The organism is Nocardiopsis trehalosi NBRC 14201, from assembly GCF_001552555.1.
In the GTDB taxonomy this organism is placed as follows: Bacteria; Actinomycetota; Actinomycetes; order Streptosporangiales; family Streptosporangiaceae; genus Nocardiopsis_B; species Nocardiopsis_B trehalosi.
This window is the reverse complement of the sequence record NZ_BCRK01000193.1, coordinates 1-11457: the sequence shown is the minus strand read 5'-3', so window position 1 is coordinate 11457 and position 11457 is coordinate 1. Positions and strand designations below refer to the sequence as shown.

13 protein-coding genes are annotated in these 11457 nt (G+C 75.8%); 5 read left to right on the top strand and 8 right to left on the bottom strand.

Annotated features, from left to right (window positions below; genetic code table 11):
* The first annotated feature begins 237 nt into the window (after window positions 1-237).
* Complete coding sequence (locus NT8_RS24025; RefSeq protein WP_245646309.1) at window positions 238-1041, top strand: NAD-dependent epimerase/dehydratase family protein; 804 nt, start codon at window positions 238-240, stop codon at window positions 1039-1041.
* 35 nt (window positions 1042-1076) lie between these two features.
* Here the strand turns inward: NT8_RS24025 and NT8_RS24020 are convergent, their stop codons facing one another.
* The 3 genes from NT8_RS24020 to NT8_RS24010 all read right to left on the bottom strand — a co-directional run bounded on the left by NT8_RS24020 (window position 1077) and on the right by NT8_RS24010 (window position 3222).
* Window positions 1077-1304, bottom strand: coding sequence for a ferredoxin (locus tag NT8_RS24020; protein ID WP_067974050.1), 228 nt, complete (start codon window positions 1302-1304; stop codon window positions 1077-1079).
* A 205-nt stretch (window positions 1305-1509) separates the two neighbouring features.
* Window positions 1510-2490 (bottom strand): LLM class flavin-dependent oxidoreductase, encoded by a 981-nt coding sequence (locus NT8_RS24015; RefSeq protein WP_067974055.1) that lies wholly within the window; start codon window positions 2488-2490, stop codon window positions 1510-1512.
* 90 nt (window positions 2491-2580) lie between these two features.
* Entirely contained in the window at window positions 2581-3222 is a 642-nt protein-coding gene (locus NT8_RS24010; RefSeq protein WP_067974048.1) for a TetR/AcrR family transcriptional regulator, read from the bottom strand.
* Between the two features lie 130 nt (window positions 3223-3352).
* On the opposite strand from NT8_RS24010, the gene NT8_RS24005 reads away from it, so the two are divergent.
* A complete protein-coding gene (locus NT8_RS24005) occupies window positions 3353-4387 on the top strand; it encodes an aldo/keto reductase (protein WP_067974045.1) in 1035 nt (344 codons plus the stop codon).
* 322 nt (window positions 4388-4709) lie between these two features.
* On the opposite strand, the gene NT8_RS24000 is transcribed toward NT8_RS24005, so the two are convergent.
* Together NT8_RS24000 and NT8_RS23995 are read right to left on the bottom strand one after the other, a co-directional pair.
* Window positions 4710-5927, bottom strand: coding sequence for a PLP-dependent cysteine synthase family protein (locus tag NT8_RS24000; protein ID WP_067974042.1), 1218 nt, complete (start codon window positions 5925-5927; stop codon window positions 4710-4712).
* 230 nt (window positions 5928-6157) lie between these two features.
* Window positions 6158-6754: a TetR/AcrR family transcriptional regulator gene (locus NT8_RS23995; RefSeq protein ID WP_067974038.1), complete on the bottom strand. Its 597-nt coding sequence runs from the start codon at window positions 6752-6754 to the stop codon at window positions 6158-6160.
* 126 nt (window positions 6755-6880) lie between these two features.
* On the opposite strand from NT8_RS23995, the gene NT8_RS23990 reads away from it, so the two are divergent.
* Window positions 6881-7702 (top strand): SDR family NAD(P)-dependent oxidoreductase, encoded by an 822-nt coding sequence (locus NT8_RS23990; protein ID WP_067974035.1) that lies wholly within the window; start codon window positions 6881-6883, stop codon window positions 7700-7702.
* A gap of 42 nt (window positions 7703-7744) precedes the next feature.
* Here the strand turns inward: NT8_RS23990 and NT8_RS23985 are convergent, their stop codons facing one another.
* Both NT8_RS23985 and NT8_RS23980 read right to left on the bottom strand, forming a co-directional pair.
* Window positions 7745-8101 (bottom strand): VOC family protein, encoded by a 357-nt coding sequence (locus NT8_RS23985; protein WP_067974031.1) that lies wholly within the window; start codon window positions 8099-8101, stop codon window positions 7745-7747.
* Between the two features lie 86 nt (window positions 8102-8187).
* Complete coding sequence (locus NT8_RS23980; RefSeq protein ID WP_067974029.1) at window positions 8188-8550, bottom strand: site-specific integrase; 363 nt, start codon at window positions 8548-8550, stop codon at window positions 8188-8190.
* A gap of 173 nt (window positions 8551-8723) precedes the next feature.
* On the opposite strand from NT8_RS23980, the gene NT8_RS23975 reads away from it, so the two are divergent.
* Complete coding sequence (locus NT8_RS23975; protein WP_067974027.1) at window positions 8724-9092, top strand: VOC family protein; 369 nt, start codon at window positions 8724-8726, stop codon at window positions 9090-9092.
* 51 nt (window positions 9093-9143) lie between these two features.
* On the opposite strand, the gene NT8_RS23970 is transcribed toward NT8_RS23975, so the two are convergent.
* Window positions 9144-9455 carry an ANTAR domain-containing protein gene (locus NT8_RS23970; protein WP_067974024.1) on the bottom strand — a complete coding sequence of 104 codons (312 nt, stop codon included), beginning with the start codon at window positions 9453-9455 and terminating at the stop codon, window positions 9144-9146.
* Between the two features lie 1121 nt (window positions 9456-10576).
* Here NT8_RS23970 and NT8_RS23965 point away from each other — a divergent pair.
* On the top strand, window positions 10577-10966 hold the full coding sequence (locus NT8_RS23965; protein WP_067974021.1) for a hypothetical protein: 390 nt from the start codon (window positions 10577-10579) through the stop codon (window positions 10964-10966).
* The last annotated feature ends 491 nt before the right edge of the window (window positions 10967-11457 follow it).

Genomic DNA, 11457 nt, shown 5'->3' with positions numbered 1-11457 from the left:
CCCCCGCCGTTCCGGCCGCCCGGCGGGCGGCGCGCGACCACGCGAACAGGTGGCCCACGCCGCCGGAGACCACCGCGCCGCGCATGCCTCACGCGCCCCCATCGCGCCTCCGCCCGGCGTTCACCCCGCGTGTCACTGCGCCGGTCCGCGCCCCGCGTCGGTCCGGCCCTGCCCGCCCCCTTGATCACGGTGCCTCCGGGGGCGAGGATGCCGGGGAGGCGGAGTCGGGGAGGCGCGGTGGATCTGGGAACGGTGGCGGTCACGGGAGCGGCCGGGGGGATCGGGTCGGCGGTGCGGCCGGCGCTGCGGCGGGAGGCGGCGCGCCTCATCCTGCTCGACCGGGTGCCGCTGCGGCCGGAGGCCGCGAACGAGGAGGCGCACACCGTCGACCTGCGGGACGCGGGCGCGGTGGCGGCGGCCCTTTCCGGGGCCGATCGCGTACTCCACCTGGGTGGCGTGCCCGATGAGGCGCCCCTCCCGGACCTGCTCGACGCCAATGTGCTGGGCACCCACCACGTCCTGGAGGCGGCGCGGCGCACGGGGGCCGCGCGGGTCGTGCTGGCCGGCAGCAACCGCGTCACCGGCTTCCACCCCGCGGGGCACCGCACGGCGCCGGACGATCCGGTGCGACCGGACGGCCTCTACGGCGTGAGCAAGGTGGCGGTCGAGGCCCTCGGGCGGCTGTACGCCGACAAGTTCGGCCTGCCGGTGGTCTGCCTGCGCATCGGCAGCTTCGAGCCCCGGCCCACCGAGCCCCGCCACCTGGCGACCTGGTTGAGCCCGCGCGACTGCGTCGGGTTCGTCCGGGCCGCGCTGGCGGCGCCGGCGTCCACCCGGTTCGCCGCCGTGTACGCCGTCTCCGCCAACACCCGGCGGTTCTGGGAACTCCCCGACCCGGCGGTGCTCGACTACACCCCCGTGGACGACGCCGAGGACCACGCCCGCGGCATCCCGGGGGCGGACGCCCCCGCCGATCCGGCCGCACCGCAGGCGGGCCCCTACGCCCGTCCGGAGTTCACCCTCCGCCACATCGGGTACTGACGGCCGCCACCGGCCGGGTGGCGGCCGCCCGGCGGCTACTCGGCGGGGGCGAGGAGGCGGCCGCCGGCGTTATCGCGGACCAGGATGGCCTCGACCGGGCAGACCTGGGCCGCCTCCAGGACCGCGTCGTCGGGCTCGATCTCCTCGCGCTGGGCGCGGGACAGCCCGGTGTCGTCATCGAAGTCGAAGTGCGCGGGCGCCGCGCCCAGGCACATGCCCGACCCGATGCAGACCCCGTCGTCCACCCGCACGTTCCACGTCATCGTCAGCTCCTCCCGCCGGCCCCGGGCGCGGCCGCCGCACCCGGGCTCACGGGCCATACTCTGCCACGCGCCCGGGTGCACCCGGACCCTGTTCAGCGCGCATCCGGCCGGGCGCGGAGCCCCCGGGCGGCCTCGGGCGCGGGAGGCGCCTTCCCGGTCCACGGCGGGGGCCCGCACCCGGAGGAGCGCCGGGGCGGGGTATCCGTCAGTCGGCCATGGCCTCCGCGACGAGTTCGACCGAGCGCAGGCGGGCCTCGACGGTGCCCGCCTGATGGGCGATGATCAGCTCGTCCGCGTCGGCGTGGGCGGCGAACCGGTCCAGGTACGCGCGGACCTCGGCGGGGGTGCCCACGGCGGTGTAGGTGGCCATCTGGAGGACGTGCCGGCCGGCCGGCGACTCCAGGGCGGCGTCGGCCTCATCGGGGCTCAGCGTGCGGCCGCGGCCCAGGAGTTGGGCGGCCATGCGGCGGCGCGCGATGCGCAGCTGCTCCTCGGCCTCGGCGGTGGTGTCGGCCGCCATGGCGTTGACGCCCGCGATGACGTAGGGCGCGTCGAGCGCCTCCGACGGGGTGAACTCGCGCCGGTACACGGCGACGGCGTCCTCCAGCGCGGCCGGGGCGAAGTGCGAGGCGAACGAGTACGGCAGGCCCAGCGCCGCCGCCAGCTTCGCGCCGAACAGCGACGACCCGAGGATGTACAGCGGCACGTTCGTGCCCTTGCCGGGGATGGCGTCGACCCCGGGGATGCGGGAGTTCCCGGTCAGGTAGCCCTGGAGTTCCACGACGTCCTGCGGGAAGGTGTCGGCCGACGCGGGGTCGCGCCGCAGGGCGCGCATGGTGTTCTGGTCGCTGCCGGGCGCCCGTCCCAGGCCGAGGTCGATGCGGCCCGGGTGCAGGGTCTCCAGGGTGCCGAACTGCTCCGCGATGGTCAGCGGGGAGTGGTTGGGCAGCATGACGCCGCCCGCGCCGAGCCGGACCCGCTCGGTGTGCGCGGCGACGTGGGCGATCAGCACGCTGGTGGCCGAGGACGCGATGGTGGCCATGTTGTGGTGCTCGGCGTACCAGATGCGCCGGTACCCCAGCGTGTCGGCGGTGCGCGCGATGGCGACGCTCGCCTCGAAGCTGTCCCGTGCGGTCATGCCTTCGTTGATGTGCGCGAGGTCGAGGATCGAGACGGGGACGGACACGGGCACGGCCTTTCATCGCGGGGCGCGGCCGCCGGGTGCGGGCCCGGGACCGGTGGGATCATCCCTGGTCCAACCCCGCCCGGCGCCCCGTTATTTCGCGGCGGTGTCCGCCGCGCCCCCGTCGGCGGCGTAGACGCCGGCCCGGGCGGCGGTGGCGGCGGCGTCGGCGGCTCGGTCGGCGGCGGCGTCGTCCAGCGCGTCGCCGCTGACGAGGAACCGGTAGTACAGCGGGGCGGACACGGCGCGGACGACCTCGCGGGCGTCGGTGCCGGCGGGGACCTCGCCCCGCTCGGCCGCCCGGTGCACGCACGGCGCCCACTCGCCGATGCGGATGTCGTAGAACCGGTGCAGGGCCTCGGCGGTGCGCGCGTCGCAGCCGGCGGCGGCGATGACCGCCCGGAACAGCGGCCCCTGCCGCGGGTCGGCCAGGGTGCGCCGGACGAGGCGGGCGTTGGCCCGCAGGTCCGCCTCCAGGGTCCCGTGGTCGGTGCGGGGCAGGGAGGTGTCGGCCATGTCGGTGAGCAGGTCGGCGACGAGACCGGCCGCGGTCCCCCAGCGGCGGTAGACGGTGGTGCGGCCGACGCCGGCGCGGCGGGCGACGTCGGCCAGGTCGAGGGCCGCGAAGCCGTGCTCGGCGAGCGCGTCGCCGGCGGCGCGGAGCACGGCGTCGCGCACCCGGGCGGTGCGGCCGCCGGGCCGGACGGTGCCGGGTCCGGCCGCGTCCTCGGTCATAACGGTACTCCCGTTCCATTTGCATGTTCCCGGTGCTACGGTTCTCCGCAGATCTTAACGGAACTACAGACCCGTTAACGGTCGTGGCGGTCGTGCGCCGCGGCGACCGTACCCCGGGGAGGAGACGGACATGGACTACCGGCGACTGGGCGCATCCGGGCTACAGGTCCCCGCGCTGGGCTTCGGCGCGGGCACCTTCGGCGGCCGCGGCGAACTCTTCGGCGCGTGGGGCGACACCGACGTGCGCGCGGCCCGCCGCCTCGTGGACATCTGCCTGGACGCGGGGGTGACGCTGTTCGACACCGCCGACGTCTACTCCGACGGCGCCTCCGAGGAGGTCCTGGGCGCCGCCCTGCGCGGCCGCCGCGACCGGGTGCTCATCTCCACCAAGACCGGCCTGCCCACCGGCGACGGCCCCGCCGACGCCGGGACCTCCCGGTCCCGCCTCATCGCCGCCTGCGACGCGGCGCTGCGCCGGCTCGGCACCGACCACATCGACCTGTTCCAGGTGCACGCCTTCGACGCCGGCACCCCGGTCGAGGAGGTGCTGAGCGCCCTGGACGACCTGGTGCGCGCGGGCAAGGTCCGCTACGTCGGGGCGTCCAACTTCGCCGGCTGGGAGCTGATGAAGTCGCTCGCAGCGGCCGACGCCCACGGCCGCCCCCGCTACGTCGCCCACCAGGTCTACTACTCCCTCGTCGGCCGCGACTACGAATGGGAGCTGATGCCGCTCGGCCGGGACCAGGGGGTCGGCGCCCTCGTGTGGAGCCCGCTCGGCTGGGGCCGCCTCACCGGCCGCATCCGCCGCGGCGCCCCGCTGCCCGAGCGCAGCCGGCTGCACCGCACCGCCGACGCCGGGCCGCCCGTCGCCGACGAGGACCTGTACCGCGTGGTCGACGCCCTCGACGAGGTCGCGGCCGAGACCGGGCGCGCCGTCCCGCAGGTCGCGCTCAACTGGCTGCTGCGGCGGCCCACCGTGGCGTCGGTGCTCATCGGGGCGCGCGACGAGGACCAGCTGCGGCAGAACCTGGGGGCGGTCGGCTGGGAGCTGACCCCGGACCAGGTGGCGCGGCTCGACGCGGCGAGCACCCGCACGGCCCCCTACCCGTACTTCCCCTACCGCCGCCAGGAGGGCTTCGCCCGGCTGAACCCGCCGCTCGTCTGAGCCCGCGCGCCCCGCCGCCGGGCCGGTCCCGCCGCCGCCGCGCGGGCCCGGCGGGGCGGCGGCCGCGGCCGGTCGCGCGAACGCCCCCGCGCGGGGTGGTGGCGGGGCGCCGGGTGCTCTATACATGGGGGGACCGACCCCCCGAGGAGGACGATATGGACCCTGATTTCGAGGACCTGGGCGAGTTCGCGGAGGCCGTGGCCGAAGGCGACGCCGGCGAGATGGTCGAAGAGGCCCTGGAGATGACCTTCGGCATCGACCTGTGAGCAGGTAGGTGTCCGGCCCCGGCGGGCGACCGCCGGGGCCGGACCCGTCCCGCCGCTCAGCCGCCCTCGGCCGGCCCGGCGGGCAGCGGCACCGGGACGGCCCGCGGCGGCTCGTGCCACCGCCCCGTCCGCAGGAAGTCCTCCAGCATCCCCGTGTGCAGGTCCACGTCCGTGCCGAACGTGCGCCGCACCCACCCGTCGTCGTAGTAGGTGTCCAGGTACCGCTCGCCCTGGTCGCACATCAGCATGACCACGCTGCCGTGCTCGCCGTCGGCGAGCATCTCGGCGACGATGTGCAGCGCCCCCCACAAATTGGTGCCGGTGGACGGCCCGGCGCGGTGCCGCAGCCGCGACGCGAGCAGCCGCATGGCCGCCACCGACGCGATGTCGGGCACCGCGACCATCCGGTCCACGACGGCGGGCAGGAACGACGGCTCCACCGTCGGCCGGCCGATGCCCTCGATGCGCGACGGCCGCCCCGCGATCCACTCCGACGGGTCGTGCGGCCACCGCGACTTCGGCCGCCCCTCGTTCCGCTCCCAGTTGGGGAAGTACGCCGAGCCCTGCGGGTCGACGATGCACACCCGGGTGTCGCGGCGGCTGTGCCGCAGGTAGCGCCCGATGGTGGCGCCGGTCCCGCCCGTGCCCGCCCCGGTGACGATCCACTTGGGCTCGGGGTGCCGCTCCTCGGCGATCTGGCGCAGGATGGTCGCGGCGACGTTGTGCTCGTCGCGGTAGTCGTAGGCGCGTTCGGCGTAGGTGAACTGGTCCATGAAGTGCCCGTTGCGGTCCTCGCGGGCGAGCCGGGCGGCCTCCTTCTCGATGTCGCCGTCCGCGCCGGGCGGTCGCACCTGGCCGCCGTACGCCTTGATCAGCGCGACCTTCTCCGGGCTGGTCGAGTTCGGCACCACCGCGGTGAACCGCAGGCCCAGCAGCTTGGCGAAGTACGCCTCCGACACCGCGGTCGACCCGCTGGACGCCTCGAACACGTGCGTGCCCGGGTCGATCCAGCCCGTACACAGGGCGTGCAGGAACAGGGCGCGCGCCATGCGGTGCTTGAGGCTGCCGGACGGGTGCACCGACTCGTCCTTGACGTAGAGGTCGATGCCCCAGTCCGCCGGGAGCGGGAACTGGAACACGTGGGTGTCGGCCGAGCGGGTGGCGTCGGCGTGCAGCAGCCGGACCGCCTCCTTCACCCAGGCGCGCTTGCGCGCGTCGTAGAAGTCGGCGACGCGGGTCGTCACCTCGGCCGTGCCGTCCTGAGTCGTGGTCATGGGGCGGGGCGTACCCGCAGGTGGGCGCCGCTACGAACGGGCGCGGCGGAATCGGCGGGGGCGGCGCCGACTGCGCGCGGTCTGCGGCTTTCCTCCCTGCCGCGGCACCCGGTTCCGGATGTCCCTAACCCGGGTGCGGTCCTGTCCGCATCGTCCGGCGGCCCCGCGCCGGTCCGCCCGCGCCGGTCCGCCCGCGCCGGGCGGACCGAAGGGCGGGGTCGGGCGGCGGGTCAGGGGCGGAAGGCGCGCAGGACCGCGTCGACCAGGGTGTCGGCGTACTCGGGGGTCAGCGGGCCGGTCCGCAGCAGCCACCGCTGGTAGAGCGGGGCGTAGAGCAGTTCGAGCACCACGTCCAGGTCGGCGTCGGCGGCGAGCTGGCCCGCGCGCTGAGCCGAGCGCAGCCGCTCGCGCTTGACCTCGTCGACGGGGCCGGCCAGGCGCTCGCGGTACTGCGCGGCGAGGTCGGGGTCGTTGATGATCTCGGTGTTGAGGGCGCGTATCGGCGCCTCGAACGCCGGGTCGGCGAACTCGGCGGCGGTCGCGCGCATGACCGCGCGCAGGTCGGCCTCGATGTCGCCGGTGTCGGGCAGGGCAGTGCCGGCGTCGTCGTCCTCGCTGAGGCTGAGGAACGCGTCGAAGATGACGGCGCCCTTGGAGGGCCACCAGCGGTAGATGGTCTGCTTGCCCACGCCCGCGCGGGCGGCGATGGCCTCGATGGAGATGCGGGCGTAGCCCAGCTCGGTGACGAGGTCGCGGGTGGCGTCGAGGATGGCGCGGCGCGACCGCTCGCTGCGGCGGGCGGGGTCGGGTCTGCGGGTGGTGGACATGGCGCGAGGATAGCAGAGGGCAAGACGAGACGTTCCGTATTGACAGCGCCTCGCCCGTGGGGCAGAGTGGGGGCATCGCAAGCAAGACGGACCGTCTCGTATCGAGCGGTCCACGGAGGGAGCACCATGACCGACGCCCGCGTATGGTTCATCACCGGCGCCACCCGGGGTCTGGGCCGGGCGTTCACCGAGGCCGCCCTCGACGCGGGCGACCGCGTGGTGGGTGCCGCCCGCGACATCACCCCGCTCGCCGAACTGGCCGAGCGCCACCCCGGCCGCCTCGTCGCCCTGCCGCTGGACGTCGTCGACCGCGCCGCCGTCATGGCGACCGTCGACCGGGCCGTCGCCGCGTTCGGCCGGCTGGACGTGGTCGTCAACAACGCCGGCGGGCTGCTCTTCGGCATGGTCGAGGAGGCCACCGAGGAGCAGATCCGCGCGCACCTCGACGTCAACTTCTTCGGCGCCGTCTGGGTGGCCCAGGCCGTCGTCCCGCACCTGCGGGCCCAGGGATCGGGGCACATCCTCCAGGTCACCACCATGGGCACCGGCGGCGGGTTCGCCCAGGTCGGGTACTACGGGGCGGGCAAGGCCGCGCTCGACTCGGTCAGCGAGGCCCTGGCCATGGAGGTCGAGCGGTTCGGGGTGAAGGTCACGATCGTCCAGGCCGGCGGGTACGACACCGGGCTGTTCACGCTCGGCACCACGGCCACCGAACCCCATCCGGCCTACGACGACCTGCGCGCCGAACTCGCCGAGTTGTGGGGCGACGACGCGGGGCCCGCCCCCGCCACCGCCGCCCCCGCTGTGATGGAACTCGTCGGCCTGGCCGACCCGCCCCGGCGGCTCATCCTCGGCGGTGCCTCGTACGACATGGTCCTGGCCCAACTCGACCAGCGCCGCGACCTCTACCGCGCCTGGGAGGACCTCAGCCGCCGGGCGCCGGGGTAGCGGGGCGCCGGAGCGGACCGGAGGGGCGGGGCGGCGGCGCGGTCAGCCGTCGCCCCGCAGCTCCTGGATGACGCAGAACTCGTTGCCGTCGGGGGCGGCCAGCACCGTCAACCGGTTGCCGTTCGACACCCAAGGGGCGTCGACCTCCGTCGCGCCGAGGCCGCGCAGCCGCGCCGACTCGGCGTCGAGGTCGTCGACGTGGATGTCCAGGTGCATCCTGTTCTTCCCCGACTTCGGCTCCGGGACGTCCTGGAGCAGCAGGATCGGCCAGCGCCCCGAGGGGTCGCGCAGAGTGAGGTAGGGCGGGTGCGGCTCCTCGGCGGTGAACCCGAGGGCGGCCGACCAGAAGTCCGCCGAGCGCCGCAGGTCGTTGGTGTCGAGCACGTACTTCAGCCACATAGGCGGTCCCTTCCGCCGGCGCCCCGCGCGGGCGCGGACGCGCCGCCGCTACCCGGCGGCGCGGCCCGCTACCACTTCGGCCGGACTCAGGCGGGGAGCGCGGCGCCGCCGGCCGGGCCCTGGGCGCGCCGGCGCAGGTGGCGGCTGGGGTCGGAGTCGACCCACCGCTGCCGCAGGGCGAACGCGGCGAAGGACCGCAGGCACGCCAGGTGGCCGTTCCACACGGTGGCGGACTCGTGCTCCCAGCGCCGCATGGCGGACGCGAAGACATCGGGGGTGAGATCGGACAGGGAGAGCATCCCGGAGCCGGCGGCGGCCTCCAGGACGAGCAGGGTGCGCGCGTACTCGCGGCGCGTGGCGGGGGAGTGGCGGTAGCGGGCCAGGAACCGGCCCACGGCCTCGCCGAGCGTCACGTCCTCGCCGTGCTGGTGCAGCGGGACGACCGTCATGCCAACCTCCAGTGCTGATGACACCAAACGTTGAGCGGCCGTTCCCGCGGGCGGTGTGTCCGCTTCGCCGGGATTGCGGCCGCGCAGAATACTACGCGAAGATCACGAGGGGTCGCCGGGTGCGGTCGGGGCGCCGATCCCGCACCGGCACCGCCGGCACTAGAGTTCCGCCCATGACAAGCCGCCTCTCCGCCATCGCCCTCGATGCCGCCGACCCCCGGCCCGTCGCCGAGTTCTGGTGCGCCGTCCTCGACTGGCGCGTCGTGGAGGACACCCCCGAGGTCATCGGGATCGGACCGGCCGACGGCACGGGACCGGGCATCGACGTCTGCCGCGTCCCCGACGCCAAGACGGTGAAGAACCGCCTCCACTTCGACCTGCGCGCCGACGGCACCGACACCGCCACGGAGCTGCGCCGCCTGCTCGACCTGGGCGCGGTCCGGGTCGACGTCGGCCAGGACGACGACGTCACCTGGACGGTCCTCGCCGACCCCTGGGGCAACGAGTTCTGCCTGCTGGGCACCCCCGTCCAGGACCTCTGACCACCGGGCCGCCCCGCCGCCCGCCCCCTCCGGGCGGGCGGCGGGCGCCCGTCAGTGCGGCCGGCGCGGGAGGAGCGCCCGCAGCGCCGCCTCGCGCAGGACCGTCGTCTCCACACCCGTCGACCCCCCGCTGACCAGGCCGACCATCGCCGCGGCCAGGTCGCGGACCTTGATGTTGGTGTCCTGCGACAGCTTGGACAGGATGTCCCAGGCGGCGTCGGCGTCGATGCGGCGCGCCAGCATCACCATGCCGATCGCCTGGTCGATCCCCGACCGCGAGTGCAGGGCGTTCTCCAGGTCGGCCACGCGGGAGCGCAGCAGTTCCAGCTCCGTCTCCACGTCGTAGCCGTCGACCTCACCCACGTCCGGCCGCCGCCGCGCGGGCCCCGGAGCGAGCCGGGCGCGGACCGGACACGGGCGCCGCGCGTCGGGGGCGGCGGGCGCGGCCGCTCCCGGTGGTGGTGCGGACACCGAAGAACACGCCGGGCCAGGTGGCCCGCGGGTCACCGCACACGGCGGCGGGGGGAGGGTTCACGCCCGTTCCTCTCAATGGACGGCTCCTGGCGGTTGTCGGTGCGACGGTGCGTCAGTGGTCGTCGAAGGGCGGAGGGAGCGCAGTGGACCGGTCCCCGTGGGCGGGCCCGGGGACCGACGTTCAAGGGGAGCGGCGGACCGATCGCAGGGGAGGCCCGCCGGGCGGGTGCCCCTTGGTGTCGGTCAGGTGGAAGCGGGTCCCGTGCCCGGCGCGGACCCGGCGGCCTTCTGCGGGCACGCGGAACCACGGCGGGGGTGACGGGGTGCGGGCTTCTCCGCCCTTCGAGTCCGGGGTGCGGGCATCCGGTGCGGGGCGTCACGGAACGCGACGTCGCCGGCGCACGAACGGCATGCACTCGACCACTGTCTGATCGAGCCCGATCCCGTGGCCGGTGCGTTCGTCCGCGCCTGCGGGGCAGGCGGAACGGGGGCGCGCGGCGGCCAGGCGGACCGGCCGGGTCCTGTCCTCAGCGGTCCCACCGATCCCCGGATCGGTGAGCGCGGACCCGGGTGTGCTCGCCATCCTGCGCGCACGCCCGATATGTCCGAACAGGGCCCAGACCAGAATACCTGCCTTCCGTACCCCGGTGTCATGAAAAGCGGAATCCCCCTCACGGGCCGCCCTTATCGCCCCGCAACGCCCCATTTTTCACCGAGGCCTTCCCACTCTCCCCGCGCGGGGAGGGTGGGGGGAGAGATCGTCGACGAGGCAAGCCGGGCCTCGCGCTCGCGGGAGCGGGTTATACCCAAGGACACGAAGGACACGGTGGAGGACCTCAAGGCGCCGCGCGCTCGCGCGCGGGAGCGAGCGGGCCGGACGGCCTGCGCGGGCGACCGGAGTATCGTGCGTCTCCGCGCGCGGGAACGGCCGGAGCGCCGGTGGCGGCGGCGGTGCGCGGACGCCGTGCGCGGGCATGGCGGGACCCGCTGCCGGCGGCCATGATGGAGCCGTGCTCGTGCACGTGCGCACGGCGTTCGCGGACTCCGCCGGCCGCCCGTGGGTGGCGCTGCGAACCGCCCTCGGGTCGGCCGCCGTGCGCTGGGGCGGGCCGCCGCCCGCCACCGGCCCGCACCGGGTGGAGTGGACGGTGGACGACACGGCCCCCGGCGCCCGGTTCCACCCCGCCCGGCGGCCGGGCCCGCGCATCGCGGCGCGCGGCCGCACCCTGGCCATGCGCGGGCGCCTGGTGCGTGACGGCGGCGGGCCGCCCCACCTCCTCCTGGGGTCGACGGCCGTCCTGCTCGACCCCGCCGCCCCTCTCGGGGAACTGGCCGACGGCACCTGGACCGAACTGGTCCTTCCCGCAGCGGACGCGGCCGTGTACCCCTACACCGTCTGAGCCGAGCCGCGCCTCGGACACCGCCGGCCGCGCCGAGCCCCGCACGCCGCCGGCCGAACCTCGGACGCCATCGCGTCGAGCCCTGCCGTGCGCTCCGCCCTCCGCACGCGGGCGGGCGGCACGCGGCCTTGGCGCTCACCCCCGTGCACGGCCGCAAGCTCCGCGCGCGCGGGCGGGCGCGTTCGGACTGGTCCGGGGAGGAGACAGCGGGGCCGCCCCGCGAGGGGCGCGCGGGAATCGGAGTCGGCCGTACCGGCCGTGGGCGGACCGGCCCGAGGAGCGGGCGGGTGCGTTCGGACCGGCGCGGAGAGACACGGCGTGCTGCCGTGCCTCCCGCGCGGGCGGTGCTCGGCCGGAGGCCGCCCTCACGCCTGATCGGCCACGGCTCTCCATGCGGACCGGCGCTTTCCCGCGTTACGTGAGCGGATGCGCGACCACCTGCGTCGGTTCCCGCGCGTGGGCGGGCGGGGCGGGCGGGCCCGCTCCCGCCC